The organism is Francisella philomiragia (assembly GCF_018135955.1).
Classification (GTDB): Bacteria; Pseudomonadota; Gammaproteobacteria; order Francisellales; family Francisellaceae; genus Francisella; species Francisella philomiragia.
Genome location: NZ_CP063138.1, coordinates 700871 through 718818, shown reverse-complemented (window position 1 = coordinate 718818; position 17948 = coordinate 700871). Strand labels below are relative to the sequence as shown.

The window sequence follows — 17948 nt, the reverse complement described above, 5'->3', positions numbered from 1 at the left end:
ACTATTTAACGAAGAACTCTTCTAAGTCTAAATCAAATTCCCTTTTAAATCTTTCAAAATCATCTTCTGAAATTTTTATTTTAAGCAAATAGTTACCTTCTTCAGAAACATCTTCGGCATCAACAGCTCCAAGCTCATACATCATAGCTCTAACCTTTGAATATTTAGGTGGTAATTCTAAAGTTTCACTAACCCATGTTTTATTAAAAAATGTAGCCAACGCATGATAAAACTCTTCAATACCATCTCCAGTCTGAGCAGACAGATATACTCTACCAACCACACTTGAGTCTGAATCATCCATCGGAACGAATCCAGCATAAGCATTCTCAATTTTATCGATTTTGTTATAAACACAGATCATCTCTTTATCTGCGATACCTATTTCATTTAGAACTTTTTCTACTTGCTCAATATAACTTTTATAATCCTCATCTGCATAATCTATGACATGGACTAATAGATCTGATTCTATAGCTTCCTCTAATGTAGCATGAAAAGCTTCTACCAAATCATGAGGTAGATTTTTAATAAAACCTACTGTATCTGAGAAAATAACTTCACCTAGCTTGGGCACGATTACTTTACGCAAAGTAGGATCAAGTGTTGCAAAGAGCTGATCTTTAGCTAAAACATCTGCATTTGTTATTTTATTAAATAACGTTGACTTACCAGCATTGGTATAACCAACAAATGATATTGTCGGAATATTATTTTTCTTTCGTGACGACCTACTTAAATCACGATGATGTTTTACTTTTTCTAGCTTTTGAGTAATTTGTTTAATTCTTTGTCTAATTAGACGCCTATCGATCTCAAGCTGTGTTTCACCCGGTCCACCACGTACACCAATACCACCCTTTTGTCTTTCTAAGTGCGTCCAACCTTTGACTAGACGTGTTGACTGATAGTTTAGTTGCGCTAATTCAACTTGAAGTTTACCTTCATGAGTTTTTGCTCGAAGTGAGAATATTTCAAGAATTAGCCTCGTTCTATCCATAATCTTACACTCAAGAAACTTCTCAATATTTCTCTCTTGAGATGGGCTTAATGGATGATTAAACACAACAAGATCAGCTTCTAACTCATCACGTTTATTTTTGATCATCTCCATTTTACCCATACCACAAAAATATTTGATATCAGGTTCAGGGTGATTGAAATCTAAACTTTCCAACACAACTTTATCAGCTGCTAAAACTAAACCTTCAAGCTCAGTTAAATCAGCATTTAGTTCGCGGCGATATTTAAAATTTATATTTACAAGCAAGCATTTACTACCTGCTTCATAAGATTCGAAAAATTCCATTTACATTACTCCGAATGGAATTATTAAAGAAAAAAGAATAGAGATTATTATTCGTTTATGTTTTCTTGATTTTCTTGAACTTCAAGCTCATCAGAATGAATATCATCTACATTCTCATCTTGATCATCATTTGCATTTTGATGATACGGGTTAAAAGAGCTATAAACCATTCTTACACTCTTAGCTGGTACTATAGTAGAAATAGCATGCTTGTAAACCATTTGGTTTACAGTATTTCTAAGTACGATACAGAATTGGTCAAAAGCTTCTACTTGACCTTGTAGTTTGATCCCGTTAACTAGATATACAGATACGCTAACTTTTTCTTTTCTTAGAGCGTTTAAGAACGGGTCTTGTAAAGATGATATTCTTGACATTGTCTCACTTCCTTTTAATTATTTTGTTATAGTTATTATTTTATCAAGTTTAACAATTAAACTTCGCGGTATATTCTAACAATATTTAGAGTTATCAGCAAATTTTATTTAATGATTACGCCCATCATCACATGCAGTACCCATACTAGCACATTCAAGAGGACTTATCTCTCGTGTAGATTCTTTAAATTCTGGAATACCCCCAATTGTAATAGTTTTATCTGAATCTAGTGCAACTAGTGTTGATATTTCTAAATTTGAAACTCCACCATCCCTGCTAGAGCTAATGCCGGAAACTTTAAAAAAATTATCTGTAATAAGTGAATTAAATAACACTTCACCTTTAAGATTACCTAAATCAACTATTGATAGGTTTTTGTAAACTAATGAATAAGCATTTTTAAAATCCTTACTAGGCTCTAAAGAGGTATAAATATACGTAGTATTAAGTTTTGGATTTTTTAATAAATCATCAACTAGCTTCTGACTTAATTGGTTAAATCTAAGCCTATAATCATGTGATCCTTTTTTAACTACTATATTCTCACTAGCATAATATTTATTTGAATTAGTTTTTTTATTAATGATCTCAATATTAAAATTATTACCATTATAGTTATCGACTTCTAAAATATTTTTCTTATAATCTATTTTTATTGTTGTTATATCTGATGTTGATTTTGACAAAATACTACAGCTTGAGATTATTAAAGACACTAAAATTACTGCTATTATCTTTTTCATTTATTTAACTTCTCTTACAATCAAAATATTCTAGAATCTGTTGTTCTTTACTCTGGCTTTCAGCCTCAACTAAATTAATCTCACCCTTCCAATTACGAATCCATGTAAGTTGACGCTTTGCAAGTTGGCGAGTGGCTACAATTCCTTTTTTAACAAACTCCTCATAGCTAATATCTCCATCTAAATATTCCCATGCCTGACGATAACCAACACTTCTGATGGCTGTAGTTTCTTTAGTAAGCTTAGGATTTTTGCGTAAACTTTGAACTTCATCTAGAAATCCTTGATCAAGCATCTGTTTAAATCTTAATTCAATATTATTATGTAGAATTGACCTATCATTAGGTACCAAAGCACATAGTTTTAATTGCTCTTCTAATCCACCAACTTTAGATGTCTTAACAAGCTCAGAATATTTTTTACCAGTTAGCATAATTACTTCTAAAGCACGAAATATTCTTTGCTGGTCATTAGGATTAATTTTCTGAGCTGATTCTTGATCCATTTTATTTAACTGCTGATGAAGATATTGTAAACCTTTTGCTTTTCTTTCTAATTCTAAAGTTTGTCTTATCTCTAGTTGAGATTCAGGCAAAGATGATAAGCCTTCTATCAAACCTTTGAAATAAAGCATTGTTCCACCTACAAGTAAAACCTCTTTTCCTCTACTCCAAATCTCTTTTTTAATTTTATTAACATTTGTAATAAAATCAGCAACTGAAAAACTCTCTGTTGGCTCAATTATATCTATTAAATGATGTTTAATACCACCTTGCTCATCCAAAGTTGGCTTAGCTGTACCAATATTCATACCTTTATAGACAAGTGATGAATCAACACTAATTATTTCAGCATTAATTTTATTTGCAATAGATATTGATAAAGAAGTTTTACCAGATGCTGTTGGTCCCGCAAGACCATAGATTAGTTTATTCATTTAGATATTTTTGTAATTAACTTTAACCGGAACTTCTTGCTTAACTACTTGTAAATAGAAGTTTAACTCTTCTTCCTTAGCTGCATTTAATACCTGACCAGGTAACTTGGCATTTTTACTATTAAGAGGTTCAACCTTAGTAACTTTATAAATATATATATCACCATTATCTGCTTGATAGCTATGATACTGGTTATTAGTATTAAACATCACATAATCATTAAACTCTTTATTAAATGACTTCGAGTCACTATCAACAGTTGTTTGTTTGAAGCTAATACTTACTTTTTTATTGCTAACCAAGTCATCAAGTAATTTTTGCGATTTTTCTATAGCTAATTGTTGGGATTTTTGTGCAACAAAAGCTTCAGATACTTTATCTTTAACATCAGCTAGTTTTTGCTGACTTGCTTGTTGAGACTTATCTACTTGATATACTAGAAGCTCATTATTAGCTAATGGGATACTTGAATATTTGTCATTATCTACAAAAAACTGAGCATTAGTAAGCGCAGATATTGTTGATTCATCATTATTTACAATGCTAGCTGTTTTAGCTTTACCTAAAGTTTTTTCTAATTCAGCAAATTTCACGCTGTCAATATTTTGAGAATAATTATTAAACTGCTCTAAAGCTCTTCTATTTTGAATTATTTTTTGAATTGATGCTTTGGTATTATTATCAAAATCTTTAAATAATTCTCTGTGAGTTTCATAATACTCTTGTAACTCATCGTTATTGATATTATTTTTACTTACAAAATCTTCCTTACTAATTATAAAATAACTAATATTCTTCTGAGCTGGATTTATATAATCATTTTCATGCGCATTATAATAACTCTCTAAATCTTGCTGACTAGGCTTTACTTGGGATTGAAAATCTACAGGAGATAGCTTCAAATACTCTATTTTCTTATTAACCAAATAAATACTTGCTAGTTGCTTCTTTTCATAGTCTGTAGTGATTACTGTATCTGCTATAGTTTTAGGAATCATTGTTGCTTGAATATTTTGACTTAGAATCTGTTCTAATCTATTCATATCTCCAATATATTCAACAACTTGCTTAAGTTTATCTGCAGAAAATTTACCATCTTTATCAAAGAACATTGGATTTGTAAATATAGCGGATTGTAAAGCTAACTTAGACACAACAATATTATGGCGTTGAGCATCTGCAAGGATTAAATACTGATTTATCATTTGATCTAAAACAGCTCTCTTTTGTGATTCGGTTGTAGCATTTTGAGCATACTGCTGAAACTGTTGTAAACCTATTTCATTATCACCTACTTTTGCAACATAAGATCTACTTGAGCCAATATTCGTGAAAAAAAATGTCATACCAGATATGACAAATATAAAACTTATCGAAATAATGATGATCCATGTAAATGGACCTTTGAGCCTATCATTGAAAGACTGTAACATTTTATCAACCTTAAATAATTACTGCTTTATTAAACTATAGATATTATAGATAAAAAAAAGGCATACCGTTAAGCATGCCTTTCAAAAAATTACTTTTTTTGTAATTTTTTATTATTTTACAGCGTCTTTAAGACCTTTACCTGCTTTAAAGCTTGGAACTTTAGAAGCTGCGATCTTAATCGTCTCACCTGTTTTAGGATTTCTACCTTCTCTAGCACTTCTTTCTTTTACTTGAAAAGTTCCAAAACCTACTAGAGTAACGCTATCACCGTTTTTTAAAGCTTTAGTTACAGCAGCAATAGTAGCATCTAGAGTGTTGCTCGCAACTTCTTTAGTAACATCTGCTTCTTTAGCTATAGCACTTACTAATTCACTCTTATTCATGTCTTAAACTCCTTTATTTATACATAATCGACAAGTGTCATTTAAGTTTATAACACTAAAAATGTGGTGTTTCAATACTTTAACATCAAAAAACTCTCTCTAAAACCTCTTTTATGTTGTTTACAGGTGTAATTTCGAGTTTTTCGAGTATTTCTTTATCAACATCAGCTAAATTTTTTATATTCTGTTTAGGAATCAAAACTTCTTTAATTCCTCCCCTTAATGCAGCTAAAAGCTTCTCTTTAAGACCTCCTATTGCTAAGACATCTCCACGTAGAGTAACCTCTCCAGTCATCGCAATATCATTTCTAACAGGCTTGTTTGTATATACAGAGACCAAAGCTGTAGTCATTGCTATACCAGCACTTGGACCATCCTTTGGTGTAGCACCTTCAGGAACATGTATGTGTATATCTTTTTTCTCGTAGAAATCATCTTCTAACTTATAGTCTTTCGATATCGAACGTACAACACTAAAAGCAGCATCAATGGATTCTTTCATTACATCACCAAGACTACCAGTATATTTGACTTTACCCTTGCCAGGCATTGCCAGAGCTTCTATAGTTAATAGCTCCCCGCCAACAGATGTCCATGCTAAACCTGTGACTTGACCAACCTTAGGTTTAGCATTTTTGATACCATAATCAAACTGATGTACACCAAGATAATCCTCAAGATTGTTCTGAGTAATAGAGACTTTACCATGCTCAGGATCTTTAAGAAGATTTTTAACAGCCTTACGACACACGCCGTCTATTTTTTGCTGTAAATTTCTTACACCAGCTTCTCTTGTATAGTATCGAATAATATCAAGCGTTGCTTTAGGTGTGAAATTAATCTCATTTTTTGTTAAGCCATTATTTTCTAATGCTTTTGGTACTAGATATTGTTTAGCAATCGCTTGCTTTTCAATTTCAGTATAGCCTGATAAGTGGATAATTTCTAATCTATCGCGTAATGCAGGATCTATATCAAGTGAGTTTGCTGTAGCAACAAACATTACTTTAGATAAATCATAATCAATTTCTAAATAGTGATCATTAAATGTACTATTTTGCTCTGGATCAAGCACCTCTAATAATGCTGCTGATGGATCTCCTCTAAAGTCTGACGAAATCTTATCTATCTCATCAAGTAAGAAAAGAGGATTCTCAGTTTTGGATTTAATTATCTTTTGGATAATTTGACCAGGCATAGAGCCGATATATGTACGACGATGACCTCTAATTTCTGATTCATCACGCACGCCACCTAAAGCCATACGCACATACTCACGCCCTGTTGCTCTAGCAATAGACTGTCCAATAGATGTCTTACCAACTCCTGGAGGTCCTACTAAACAAAGAATAGGCGCTTTTGCATTAGTATCTCTTTTGATCTGAACAGCTAAATGCTCAAGAATCCTTTCTTTAACCTTCTTGATACCATAATGATCTTTCTCTAGAACCTTTTCAGCTAAATTAATATCTTTTTTAACTTTTGCTTTTTTGCCCCATGGTAATGAAAGTATAGTTTCAATATAGTTTCTAGACACTGCAGATTCAGATGAAGAAGGTGGCATTGCTTTAAGCTTCTTAAGCTCTTTTAAGCACTTCTCTTTAGCTTCTTTTGACATCTTAGTAGCTTCTATTCTACTCTTAAGCGCCGTTACTTCTGACTCTTCATCAGCTTCGCCAAGTTCTTTGTAAATAGCTTTTACTTGTTCATTTAGATAGTATTCACGCTGATTTTTATCTACTTGAGACTTAACTCTATCTTTGATCTTAGCCTCTAATTCAAGAATTTCTAACTCTTCATATAAACAAGATAAAAGTAATAGAGCTTTATTTTTAATATCTGTAGCTTCTAGAATTTTTTGTTTTTTGGCAATCTCAGTATTTAGAATAGTTGAGATCTCGTATATAAACTTATGAGGCTCTTCTGTATTTATAAGCGTAGCTAAAGATTCTTTTGATACTTTACCACTGATATCAACAAATTTTTTAAGTGAATCAGTTATTGATAACAAAATCGCTTTTAGCTCTTTATCAATCTGACTTGGATCATAATTATCATCAATATGAAGACTATCTAAATTTGCATAGATACATCCATCAATACTTTCATATTTAGCTACCAATCTCTTAGCTATACCTTCAACTATGATTTTCAAACTACCATCAGGAAGTTTCATAATTTGAACAACTTTAGCTAAAGTACCAATATCATAGATATTATCTACAACATCACCTGAGCTAGAGCCATTCTTTTGCGTAGCTAATAAGATATAATTATTATAACTATTAGATGCCTGCTTGACAGCTTCTATAGACTTCTTACGACCTACGTTTAGAGGCAGAGTCATCGAAGGATATATAACCACATCTCTTAAAGGAATAACAGGAACGACATTTAGGACTTCTGACATAAACTTACATTCTCCTGTAGATTTTTTAGATTATCTCTTTTAATTGTTTTTGCTGTTGTGCTTTTGTCACAAGAATTGGCTCTTCTTGTTCTAATATGACTTTATCATTAATGATAACTTTCTCAATATCATCCGATGATGGTACATGGAACATTACTTCAAGAAGCACATTTTCAAGAATTGTTCTCAAGCCTCTCGCACCTGTCTTTTTAGCTATTGCTTTTTTAGCTATCTCAACAAGAGCTTGATCACTAAATTCAATAGCCACATCATCAAACTTAAACAGTTTGACGTATTGTTTGATTAAAGCATTTTTAGGTTCTGTAAGAATTTTAACCAAATCTTCTTCTTTAAGCTCATTAAGAACTGTAACAATTGGTAAACGCCCAATAAGCTCAGGAATAAGGCCAAATCTAGTCAAATCTTCACTTTCTACTTTCTGCATTAATTTTTCAGTATCTAGGCTATTTTTTTGCTGGATAACATCCGCATTAAATCCAATACTAACTTTATCCATTCTATGCTTAACAACTTTTTCGATACCAGCAAAAGCTCCACCACAGATAAACAATATATCTGAAGTATCAACCTGAATCATATCTTGGTTTGGATGTTTTCTACCACCTTTAGGAGGTACAGATGACACTGTTCCCTCTATAAGCTTCAATAGTGCTTGTTGAACACCTTCACCTGATACATCACGAGTTATCGATGCACTTTCAGACTTACGTGCGATCTTATCTATCTCATCAATATAGATAATACCTTTTTGAGCTTTGGCAACATCAAAATCAGCATTTTGTAATAAGCGAACAATGATATTCTCAACATCATCACCTACATAACCAGCTTCTGTAAGAGTAGTCGCATCAGCTATAGCAAAAGGAACATTCAAAAGCTTTGCTAATGTTTGGGCAAATAATGTTTTACCAGAACCTGTAGGACCTATTAACAATACATTACTTTTCTTAAGCTCTGTATCATCATCCTTTGTAGTATTTGAAGTAATTCTTTTGTAGTGATTATATACAGCAACTGATAATACTTTCTTAGCATTATCTTGACCAATAATATAATCATCTAGATATTTTTTGATTTCAATTGGCTTAGGTAACTTCTCAAATGATACATCTTCTGCAGAAGTTCCTGTCGCATTATGGATTTTATCTGCACATTTACTGACACATTCATTACAGATATTGCCATCACGGCCTGCGATAATATTTTTGACTTCTTGTTGTGATTTACCACAAAAAGAACAGTATAGAATTTTAGCCATCTTATTAAATTAGACTTCCTTTAATTATTTAATAATTGCTTCACGAGACTCAATCACATGATCGATAAGACCATATTCTTTTGCTTCATCAGCCATCATAAAATTATCTCTATCAGTATCTCTGACTATAGTTTCTAAATCCTGCCCAGTATGATGAGCTAGAACTTTATTTAATCTATCTTTGATACGCAGAATATTTTTTGCATGAATTTCTATATCAGAAGCTTGACCTCTGAAACCACCTAGTGGCTGGTGAATCATGATCTGTGAACTTGGTAAGCTATATCTTTTACTTTTTGCGCCACCTGCTAATAGTAATGATCCCATACTAGCAGCCAAACCGATACAAATAGTATTCACATCTGGTTTGATAAACTGCATAGTATCGTACACACCCATACCAGCTGTAACCATACCACCCGGAGAATTGATATAGAAATATATATCTTTGTCAGGATCCTCTGACTCCAAAAAAAGTAGCTGTGCAATCACTAAGTTAGCTGAATGATCATTTACCTCACCATTTAAAAAAACTATGCGCTCTTTTAATAGTCTTGAATAAATATCAAAAGCTCTCTCACCACCAGCTGTTTTTTCGATCACAGTAGGAACTAAGTTGTTAGTTATCATTTATAACCTCTCTTTATAAGCTAGTTTAGAAACCAGCTTGTTGAGCTTGCATATTTTCTTTAATAACTTCGAAGAAATCTTCTTGCTTTTCAGTTACTTGAGCTTGAGATAGTACCCAATCAGTTAGCTTATTTTCAATTACTAAGCCTTTAAGATTTAAAATTTCTCTATCATTCTTTTTGATTTGCTCTTTAGTTTTTTCTGGTTCTTCATAAGCTTGAACTAACTCATCTAATAAGCTCTCAACTTCTGCATCTTCAGCTTGGAATTTTTGAGACTCTATAATACTGTCAAGTATTAGACTAGTCTCAACTTTTTGCTTAGCATTAGCTTCAAATAAGTTATCTGGTAATTGGTTAACATCAAAGTTTTGACCGCCACCCATTTGTTTAACTAAATTTTGTTTAGCTGCATCAATTTCTCTTTTGATTAGAGCTTTTGGAGTCTCAAACTCAGCGATTTCTCTTAAACCTTTGAAGACTTGATCTTTTACTTTTCTTTGTAAAATGAACTTAAGCTCACGTTGCATATTTTCTTTGATTTCATCTTCAAAAGTATCTACGCCACCTTTAACACCAAACTTCTTAACAAACTCATCATCAACTTCTGGTAATTGAGCTTCTTGAATCTTCTTAACAGTGATATCAAAAGTAGCTTCTTTGCCAGCTAGATCTTTGTTTTGGTACTCTTCTGGGAAAGTAACTGTGATAGTTCTTTGCTCATCTTTGTTCATACCGATGATACCATCTTCAAAACCTGGGATCATTTGACTAGAACCAATTACTAATTCTTGATCATTAGCTGAACCACCTTCGAACACTTCGCCATCTCTCTTACCAACAAAATCAATCACTACTTTATCATCTTTTTGAACAGCTCTTTCTACTTCTGAGAATGTAGCTAACTGTTTTCTAAGATTTTCGATCATTTGCTTAACTTCTTTGTCAGTTAGCTCAACAACAGGCTTTTGGACTTCAATTTTTTCAAAACCAGTAACTTCAAACTCTGGGAAAAGCTCAAGATTAGCAACAAACTTAAGAGGCTCACCTTTTTTATTTTCTTTTAACTCTACTTCAATACCAGCTACAGCTAATTTCTCATCTTGAATAGCTTTTGAGTATTTTTGAGGAATCAAGTCAGAGGTTACTTCCATACGGATTTGCTCACCATACTTCTTCTCAACCATACCAGCAGGTACTTTACCAGGTCTGAAACCATCCATCTTGATAGTTTTTGCTGTTTTGTTAATTTCTTTTGTAACGATACTATCAACTTCATTAGCTGGTACTTCGATCAATAGTGAACAATGGATACCTTCTTTCTTCTCTACAGTAACTTGCATTATTAAGTTTTCCTTTTATTTATTTAACGATTTTCTAGTAGCAAATTTTAACTATCATCTATTAGATTGTCTATATGTTTATTATTAAATATATGACAAGCCAAAGCATTTGTTGTAAAATCTAGCTATTTTCTACAAATTTAAGCGACTTATGGTAACTGTAATTATAAGTATTTGTTTATTAATATCACCTTTTATAATAGCATTTTTACACTCTAGTATTATATATGGTAAACATCATGCAAACATCTATGCTAACTACTTTATTGTTTCCAATATAAGCCTGTACTCTTGTATCAACAGTTTTACATATTTAGTAGATGGGGATAGTATTAGTAAATTTCAAGGATGGATTTATACCCCTGCTGTTTTTCAGATTGGAATCTTTGAGTTAGCAATTTTTTTATTCTCAATTTTAGCACTATTTAAAAGTAGAGAGTTCAAAGCGGCTTGTTTAATATTTTTTGCTATTTATACATTATTAGATGCTCTTACGCTATTTAGTGGTCAGATTTACAGCCAATACGTTGAAGCTGTGTTCTTTATCAATATTACAACAGCTTTAATAGCCTATATTTTGTATAAAATATTAGATAGAAAAATAATATCTCTATAGAATACTTTCAATCTCGTTTATTAGCTTATCTATCTCAGCGGTATTTTGCTTGATTTATAACTACCCCGACCTGCTTCGCGGCCACCCCTTCGACACTCGAAGGGGAATAACTCAAATTTTAGCTAAAAACCAATTCCCATTAAAATATTGAAGGGGTAGCAGTCGCTAGCTGACGGGGTAGGATTTTTCGTAAGTGCAATCCCTCATTTTTATAATTAGAGTCGAAATGGATTTATACATCCTAAAAAACTTATTTGCTAAAACTGTAAGTAGTGTGCCTATAACTAAGTTAGCCACAAATACAAAGATAGATTTTATCAATTTATATTTTTTCTTTGTCTTATAAATTTTTATATTCTTTTCTATCTTTTTCAGTTAATAATATTGATGAGTAATTTTGCAAATTCATTAATTTTTTTATAAAAACTTTTGTATAACTGTTGATATTAAATAAGCCTATCCCCCCCAAATATAACTAAAAAGGCTGAGAAAATAAGAAACACCTTAGAAAAAAAGAAATGTTTTTTCTATTTGTATTTTAAAAATTAAACATCTGATTATCTTTGTGACTAATCTCATTAACCCACTCATCAAACAACGTTTTAAAGCTTATAGCTATTGTATAATCAACATATTCTATTGTAAAAATAATATTATTTCTTTCAAAAGTATCAAAAAACTCTATTGGTAGCTCATTTTGAACTCTCCCAAGCATAACCAAACCTGAAGCAATATGTATATTTATTTTATAATTTTGCTTTAGTATCTGCTTCAGAATATGACATTTGGGAGATTTTTAATCACATTATATTTTATATAATATGATTAATGATAGGATTTTTCTATAGAAAATTAAGAGTTACAGTGAGCAAGCTTCAGGTTGACAATATCTAGATTTGATAGCTTCGAGAGCTTCTACATAGATAATATCCATCTCTTCTCTGGAGCCTACCCCACCACCAATTTCAAATAATTTACCATCACTTACGCCATAAATAGCTGCATGAATTGTGAAATTAAGACCTTTTGCCCAAGCATTCTTAACAACTGTAGTTTTACAAAGATTTAAAGCTTGATGAATCGCGTTTAACTCACACATCATGTCAACTTTTTTCTTCATATACTCTTCTTCATTACCTTTATAGCAAGCTAGAGCTTCTTCAATAAATTCTTTATTCTGTTCTTTAACTTCATGTATAGATGTTAGCCAGTTATCAATCAAGCCATAGCTCTTATCTTTAACAACAGTCTCAACACCACCACAAGCATAGTGACCACATACTATAATTTTTTTGACTTTTAAAACTTCTACCGCGTACTGCAACACCGACAAACAATTTAAATCTGTAAGTGAGACAACATTTGCAACATTACGATGTACAAAAACATCACCAGAAACCAAACCACAAACTTGGTTAGCAGGTACACGACTATCAGAACAACCTATCCAAAAATATTCTGGAGATTGGCCTTTTGATAGAGTTTCAAAAAACTCAGGATTAGTTTTTTTGATTTGTTCAGCCCAAGCTCTGTTGCCTTTAATTAATTCAGAAATATTGCTCATTATTAGTCCCCTTATATATAAGTGAATTTTTTTTCATGTATTAATATACTATATTAGTACTATAAAATAAACAATTTTTTATAATTGCTATAGCAATGTTACTTCGCCATGCAAAGAAGTATCAAAAGCATTTTTGATCTCTTGTAGAGAAATATTAGACTGACCTAGTAAATAAAAAAGCTTAGCAAACGCTGCTTCATCAGTCATATCATGACCTGAAATCACACCAACATCAATCAGCCCTCTTGCAACTTTGTATGTAGCCATTTTGACACTACCATACAAGCACTGCGTACAGTTCACTATCACAATACCCCTATCACTAGCCTTCTTGAGAGTCGCATAAATTTCTGGATCATTCATCATATTACCAGAACCATAAGTCTTGAGGATTAATCCCTGTAGTGGTTGCTCAACAAAAGCTGATAGCATATTACTATTCATACCAGGATAAACTTGTAATATTGCAACTTTAGGAATTGTAAATGTATCTAAATTTGGTACAACAAATGACTCTTGTCTCTGCCATAATCTCTTTTGCTTGACTGCGATGTCTATACCAACTTTTGCTAGAGTAGGATAATTCGGAGATCCAAAAGCATCAAAATCTGTCGCTGATATTTTCGTAGTTCTATTACCACGCATTAGCTTTTGATTAAAATAGACACAAACTTCTTTGATATTATCATTACATGCAAAAATTAGACTATTAAGGATATTTGCTATAGCATCTGACCTGATTTTGGAGATTGGTATTTGTGAGCCTGTAACAATAACTGGTTTATCAATTTCATCCAAGATAAAAGATAATACTGATGCCGTATAAGCAAGAGTATCTGTACCATGCAAAATCACAAAACCATCATAATTAGCATAATTATCCAATATATCTTGTGCTAGCGAAATCCATCTTTTAGGATCAATATTTGATGAATCAATAAGATCACTATACTCTTTGATCTCGAACTCTGGCATATCATAATGATAAAAATCTCTAATCCCAGCGATTGTTTTTGTCAGATAGCCTGCTTCAACATCATAGCCTTGCTCAGTACTAATCATCCCGATAGTACCACCAGTATATAAAACTAGAATTTTTTTATTAGAGTAATTATTCATATTTATTTTCCTGTCAATTCAGCGATTGCTTTATTTGCCAACTCATCAGCCTTTTCATTACCTTGATTACCACTATGACCCTTTACCCAGCTCCAAGTTACATTGTGTTTAGTTGTCAAACTATCTAGCTCTTGCCAGAGATCTTTATTTTTGACTTCTTTTTTAGCTGCTGTCTTCCAACCATTAGCCTTCCAATTTGCTAACCATTGGTTAATACCATTTTGAAGATACTTAGAGTCTGTATAGATTGTTATATCGCATTTTCTTTTTAGCGCTTGTAGAGTTTTGATTGCTGCCATTAGCTCCATTCGATTATTTGTTGTATCTTTTTCGGCACCATAAATCTCTTTATCAACACCGTTATAACTCAAGATAGCTCCCCAACCACCTATACCTGGATTACCTTTACATGCTCCATCTGTATAAGCAATTACATTATTTTTCTTTGTGAAAATTCCCATATACTTCCTTAGCACAACCACCACTGTATATTTTAGCCACTTCTGACTTTGTAGGTTCTTTGATTAGCTCTCCGACACTAAGCGGATCAACGGAGAAGTAATTATCTTTCTTAAAAACCACTACAAAATATTTACTAAAAATTCTTTTGAAAATATTTACTATAAAGTTACCAGTATAGTTTATTAACCTAACTCGCTTACTAATAAAACCATTTGAGATAAATCTAGATAATAAACTGTATAGGCTAATACTGCCTGAACAAGCGACAATAACTTCACCATCATCTGCTAGACAGAAATGAAGCTGATTGAATATTGCTTTCATTAAAGCAGGACAATTTATAAAACTCTCATCTAATATGATAAGATCAAAAAACTTATGCTCAAAGGGCCAAGCCTCAACATCAAATACACACCCGAGCGGAGGCTCATTTTTTAGATAGCCCGAACAAGCCACGAGCTTCAGAACATTTATCTTATAAAAATAGTTTTGCTCTTTAGCTGTGATAATAAGAGCCTTCTTATACCATCTTTGACTCAAGTATCTGGTGATAATACGCTCTTTATTTGTCATCACGAACCTACTAAGCTTCTCATTCTATCAAAATAGTCAGGACATGTTTTGCTAACCGCCCCTGCATTATTTATCACAACACCATCATATCTTAATCCTAACAATGCTAACGACATAGCGATACGATGATCATTATGACTATCAACTTCAGCTGGCTTAAATTTACTTCTTGTTGAGGATATTAAGATACTATCTTGAGTTGTCTCAACATAGATACCAAGCTTTGTTAGTCCTTCTGCTATAGCATCGACACGATCTGACTCCTGTCCTCTAGTATGACTAAGTCCTGAAATATGAGTATCAGAATTTGCAAAGCATGCAATGGCAGCAAGTGTCATAAAGGTATCAGAAAAATTACGCATATTAACTTCTATACCACTTAAACTATCTGTACCTATAACTTCTATACCATCATCAAAGTAATTAACCTGACAACCTATTTTCTCTAGCACTTCTAAAAATTTAATATCGCCTTGCTTAGATTTTTGAGTAACATTCATAACCTTAATAGCTGAACCTGTAATAGCTGCAAACGCCCAAAAATACGATGCAGTCGAAACATCAGGCTCAACAACATATTTATCTGGAGAAACATAACTAGAGTTATTTACACTATAAATATTTCCATCAATATTTACATTTATACCAAACTCAGCCATTACTTTAGCTGTCATGTCTAAATATGGTTGTTTATGATCTGTGATAGAGTTTAGTTGCAAGCCCTTTGTCATAAATGGTGCTGCCATAAGCAAACCTGATGCAAACTGAGAACTCTTAGCACCATCTACTTCGATATCTCCACCATTTAAAGACTTCGCCTCAATTGTAAGAGGCATAGCATGCTCTTTTTGATGATAAAGTGCTGACATGCCTAGCTTTTCAAGTGGTATTAACTGATCTGCTAACGGTCTATCCATCATTCTTTGCTTTGCATATACATAGTACTGACCTGCAGTTTGTATAGCCAACATAGGAATTATAAATCTTGTCAAAGTACCTGACTCATTACAAAATATTTTTGCATTCGAGTTGGCAAATTTTCCAATACACCCTTGGATAACCAAAGTTTTAGATTCTTGATTATGCTTTAGTTGGCAGCCTAGCTCTTTTAACGCGCCGACACATGCTAATACATCAGCACTATTAGGCAGATTTTCAAATGTTGTTTGACCTTGTGCCATAGCAGCAATTATCAAAGATCTGTTAGATATACTCTTTGAACCATCTAGATAGACTGAGTGTTTTACTTTTGATTTTACTTTAGGTATAAAATCTTTCATTTAACAAATAAATAAAAACTATATTGATGATTATATTAACATAAGTGGTACTATTTTTTTGAATAATTAACCATCCACAATAATAAAAACTAAGACTTATTTTTGATAGCTTTTCTGAGCTTAACAAGCGCTTCTTCTTCGATTTGTCGTACTCTTTCGGCAGAAATATTATACTTAGCGGCCAGATCTTGTAAAGTTGCTTTTGTATCAAGTAAATAGCGCGATATGATAATATCTTTTGTACGTTTATCAAAACCACTTATTACATCTTTTACTATTGCTTTAAAATTATCATAATAATCTTGTTGAACTATTTGATGTTCTATATTTGATGTTTTATCTTCTAGATATAAGCTTTGCTGATTAGACTGCCCACCCTCATCATCAGTATATGGTAAATCAAGACTTGCATCACCTTGACACATTCTCTTTTCCATTTCGATAACAGTTTCTTCTTTGACACCTAGCTCTTCTGCTAATTGCTTGATATCCTCTGAGCTTAACCAACCAATCTTATCTTTACTACTTCTGAGGTTAAAAAATAGCTTACGCTGAGCTTTTGTAGTAGCTACTTTAACAATCTTCCAGTTTTTAAGAACATAGTCATGCATCTCTGCTTTAATCCAATGCACTGCAAATGATACTAATCTAACACCTTGATCTGGATCAAACTTACTCACAGCTTTCATAAGACCAATATTACCTTCTTGGATAAGATCTGCTATCGATAAGCCGTAACCCGAAAAATTACGCGCGATTTTAGTAACAAAACGTAGATGCGATAAAACAAGTTGTTGTGCCGCATCTAAATCTTTTTGATATTTATAGCGTCTAGCAAGTTCCTGCTCTTCTTCTACAGATAGTATCGGCAATGAGTTAACAAAGTTAAGGTATGAATTTAGGTTATTATCAGATACAACTGGTAACGATTTGCCTTTTGCAACTGGTAATAATTTTTTTGTGGTCATATAGCTCCCATAAGACAAGAATATACTATCGGTAGTAATATGCCTGCTTCAACTGATTGATTTGAGCTTGTTGTTGCTCTATAATTTTAGCAAATTCTTGCTGTTGTTGAGTCATCATCGCATATAATTGAGCAATTTTTTGATCTTGAATAACCATATACTCCTCTAATCTTTTAACTGCATTTTTCTTCTGCATTATTTTAGCAACTTTTTGTTGAGCTTGTTTTAACTGCTCCAAGCTTATCCAACCAGTATTGCCATTGTCTTTATTAACCACTTCACACCAGTTATTTTGCTTACAATAAAAAATGTTGTAATTATCTTGGCTTTTGAAATAAATTTGCCCAGTCACTTCAGAAGACTGATCATCCTTTGCATATATGTCTACAAGCTTGTCTGACTGTTGCGAAGCCTCAATAACTTTAGGAGCTTGTGCAGGTTCACTCTTTGACATTGCAAAACTAGATGACATACCCAAAGATATAGCTAACGAAGCTAATATTATTTTTCTCATTTATTA

The 17948-nt window shown here is 32.5% G+C and carries 19 protein-coding genes; 1 reads left to right on the top strand and 18 read right to left on the bottom strand.

All coding sequences use genetic code 11. The features are described 5' to 3' along the window. Position 1 precedes the first annotated feature (1 nt). The 10 genes from hflX to tig form a co-directional block, all read right to left on the bottom strand. The gene (gene hflX / locus IMS64_RS03455; protein ID WP_211490915.1) at positions 2-1309 is read right to left on the bottom strand and encodes a GTPase HflX; all 1308 of its coding nucleotides are present in this window, start codon (positions 1307-1309) and stop codon (positions 2-4) included. Positions 1310-1356: 47 nt separating this feature from the next. Next, positions 1357-1686 carry an RNA chaperone Hfq gene (hfq, locus tag IMS64_RS03450; RefSeq protein ID WP_004287556.1) on the bottom strand — a complete coding sequence of 110 codons (330 nt, stop codon included), beginning with the start codon at positions 1684-1686 and terminating at the stop codon, positions 1357-1359. A 108-nt stretch (positions 1687-1794) separates the two neighbouring features. Then, entirely contained in the window at positions 1795-2430 is a 636-nt protein-coding gene (locus IMS64_RS03445) for a hypothetical protein (protein WP_211490914.1), read from the bottom strand. Positions 2431-2434: 4 nt separating this feature from the next. Continuing rightward, complete coding sequence (miaA, locus tag IMS64_RS03440) at positions 2435-3367, bottom strand: tRNA (adenosine(37)-N6)-dimethylallyltransferase MiaA (RefSeq protein ID WP_211490913.1); 933 nt, start codon at positions 3365-3367, stop codon at positions 2435-2437. Beyond that, on the bottom strand, positions 3368-4801 hold the full coding sequence (locus tag IMS64_RS03435) for a SurA N-terminal domain-containing protein (protein WP_211490912.1): 1434 nt from the start codon (positions 4799-4801) through the stop codon (positions 3368-3370). Positions 4802-4912: 111 nt separating this feature from the next. Continuing rightward, positions 4913-5185, bottom strand: a complete 273-nt coding sequence (locus tag IMS64_RS03430; protein WP_004287553.1) for an HU family DNA-binding protein — start codon at positions 5183-5185, stop codon at positions 4913-4915. Between the two features lie 85 nt (positions 5186-5270). Next, complete coding sequence (gene lon, locus IMS64_RS03425) at positions 5271-7595, bottom strand: endopeptidase La (protein WP_211490911.1); 2325 nt, start codon at positions 7593-7595, stop codon at positions 5271-5273. A 25-nt stretch (positions 7596-7620) separates the two neighbouring features. Next, positions 7621-8874 carry an ATP-dependent Clp protease ATP-binding subunit ClpX gene (gene clpX, locus IMS64_RS03420; RefSeq protein WP_035735441.1) on the bottom strand — a complete coding sequence of 418 codons (1254 nt, stop codon included), beginning with the start codon at positions 8872-8874 and terminating at the stop codon, positions 7621-7623. Between the two features lie 24 nt (positions 8875-8898). Next, positions 8899-9504, bottom strand: coding sequence for an ATP-dependent Clp endopeptidase proteolytic subunit ClpP (clpP, locus tag IMS64_RS03415; RefSeq protein ID WP_014715261.1), 606 nt, complete (start codon positions 9502-9504; stop codon positions 8899-8901). A gap of 25 nt (positions 9505-9529) precedes the next feature. Further along, positions 9530-10846, bottom strand: a complete 1317-nt coding sequence (tig, locus tag IMS64_RS03410; protein ID WP_211490910.1) for a trigger factor — start codon at positions 10844-10846, stop codon at positions 9530-9532. Between the two features lie 151 nt (positions 10847-10997). Between tig and IMS64_RS03405 the strand changes: the two genes are divergently transcribed. After that, positions 10998-11462, top strand: a complete 465-nt coding sequence (locus IMS64_RS03405) for a DUF6790 family protein (protein ID WP_211490909.1) — start codon at positions 10998-11000, stop codon at positions 11460-11462. A 538-nt stretch (positions 11463-12000) separates the two neighbouring features. On the opposite strand, the gene IMS64_RS03400 is transcribed toward IMS64_RS03405, so the two are convergent. From IMS64_RS03400 to IMS64_RS03365, 8 genes are all read right to left on the bottom strand, one after another. After that, entirely contained in the window at positions 12001-12177 is a 177-nt protein-coding gene (locus IMS64_RS03400; protein ID WP_211490908.1) for a hypothetical protein, read from the bottom strand. A 144-nt stretch (positions 12178-12321) separates the two neighbouring features. Beyond that, positions 12322-13026, bottom strand: coding sequence for a carbonic anhydrase (locus IMS64_RS03395; protein ID WP_004287542.1), 705 nt, complete (start codon positions 13024-13026; stop codon positions 12322-12324). An 87-nt stretch (positions 13027-13113) separates the two neighbouring features. Then, the gene (ansA, locus tag IMS64_RS03390; RefSeq protein ID WP_211490907.1) at positions 13114-14145 is read right to left on the bottom strand and encodes an asparaginase; all 1032 of its coding nucleotides are present in this window, start codon (positions 14143-14145) and stop codon (positions 13114-13116) included. 2 nt (positions 14146-14147) lie between these two features. Then, positions 14148-14606, bottom strand: a complete 459-nt coding sequence (gene rnhA, locus IMS64_RS03385; RefSeq protein WP_035722521.1) for a ribonuclease HI — start codon at positions 14604-14606, stop codon at positions 14148-14150. Continuing rightward, a complete protein-coding gene (locus IMS64_RS03380; protein ID WP_211490906.1) occupies positions 14581-15180 on the bottom strand; it encodes a class I SAM-dependent methyltransferase in 600 nt (199 codons plus the stop codon). The genes rnhA and IMS64_RS03380 overlap by 26 nt, the downstream gene beginning before the upstream one ends. Then, entirely contained in the window at positions 15180-16460 is a 1281-nt protein-coding gene (gene aroA / locus IMS64_RS03375) for a 3-phosphoshikimate 1-carboxyvinyltransferase (RefSeq protein WP_211490905.1), read from the bottom strand. Before aroA ends, IMS64_RS03380 begins: the two co-directional genes overlap by 1 nt. Before the next feature lie 89 nt (positions 16461-16549). Next, the gene (rpoH, locus tag IMS64_RS03370) at positions 16550-17428 is read right to left on the bottom strand and encodes an RNA polymerase sigma factor RpoH (RefSeq protein ID WP_211490904.1); all 879 of its coding nucleotides are present in this window, start codon (positions 17426-17428) and stop codon (positions 16550-16552) included. 25 nt (positions 17429-17453) lie between these two features. Next, entirely contained in the window at positions 17454-17942 is a 489-nt protein-coding gene (locus IMS64_RS03365; RefSeq protein ID WP_211490903.1) for a hypothetical protein, read from the bottom strand. Positions 17943-17948 lie beyond the last annotated feature (6 nt).

Coding starts and splice junctions, on each gene's coding strand:
- clpP (WP_014715261.1), bottom strand. CDS start 9,504: ATGATAACTAACAACTTAGTTCCTACTGTGATCGAAAAAACAGCTGGT.
- IMS64_RS03405 (WP_211490909.1), top strand. CDS start 10,998: ATGGTAACTGTAATTATAAGTATTTGTTTATTAATATCACCTTTTATA.
- rnhA (WP_035722521.1), bottom strand. CDS start 14,606: ATGGGAATTTTCACAAAGAAAAATAATGTAATTGCTTATACAGATGGA.
- miaA (WP_211490913.1), bottom strand. CDS start 3,367: ATGAATAAACTAATCTATGGTCTTGCGGGACCAACAGCATCTGGTAAA.
- IMS64_RS03435 (WP_211490912.1), bottom strand. CDS start 4,801: ATGTTACAGTCTTTCAATGATAGGCTCAAAGGTCCATTTACATGGATC.
- ansA (WP_211490907.1), bottom strand. CDS start 14,145: ATGAATAATTACTCTAATAAAAAAATTCTAGTTTTATATACTGGTGGT.
- IMS64_RS03395 (WP_004287542.1), bottom strand. CDS start 13,026: ATGAGCAATATTTCTGAATTAATTAAAGGCAACAGAGCTTGGGCTGAA.
- aroA (WP_211490905.1), bottom strand. CDS start 16,460: ATGAAAGATTTTATACCTAAAGTAAAATCAAAAGTAAAACACTCAGTC.
- rpoH (WP_211490904.1), bottom strand. CDS start 17,428: ATGACCACAAAAAAATTATTACCAGTTGCAAAAGGCAAATCGTTACCA.
- hfq (WP_004287556.1), bottom strand. CDS start 1,686: ATGTCAAGAATATCATCTTTACAAGACCCGTTCTTAAACGCTCTAAGA.
- IMS64_RS03445 (WP_211490914.1), bottom strand. CDS start 2,430: ATGAAAAAGATAATAGCAGTAATTTTAGTGTCTTTAATAATCTCAAGC.
- lon (WP_211490911.1), bottom strand. CDS start 7,595: ATGTCAGAAGTCCTAAATGTCGTTCCTGTTATTCCTTTAAGAGATGTG.
- tig (WP_211490910.1), bottom strand. CDS start 10,846: ATGCAAGTTACTGTAGAGAAGAAAGAAGGTATCCATTGTTCACTATTG.
- IMS64_RS03430 (WP_004287553.1), bottom strand. CDS start 5,185: ATGAATAAGAGTGAATTAGTAAGTGCTATAGCTAAAGAAGCAGATGTT.
- IMS64_RS03365 (WP_211490903.1), bottom strand. CDS start 17,942: ATGAGAAAAATAATATTAGCTTCGTTAGCTATATCTTTGGGTATGTCA.
- IMS64_RS03400 (WP_211490908.1), bottom strand. CDS start 12,177: ATGCTTGGGAGAGTTCAAAATGAGCTACCAATAGAGTTTTTTGATACT.
- IMS64_RS03380 (WP_211490906.1), bottom strand. CDS start 15,180: ATGACAAATAAAGAGCGTATTATCACCAGATACTTGAGTCAAAGATGG.
- clpX (WP_035735441.1), bottom strand. CDS start 8,874: ATGGCTAAAATTCTATACTGTTCTTTTTGTGGTAAATCACAACAAGAA.
- hflX (WP_211490915.1), bottom strand. CDS start 1,309: ATGGAATTTTTCGAATCTTATGAAGCAGGTAGTAAATGCTTGCTTGTA.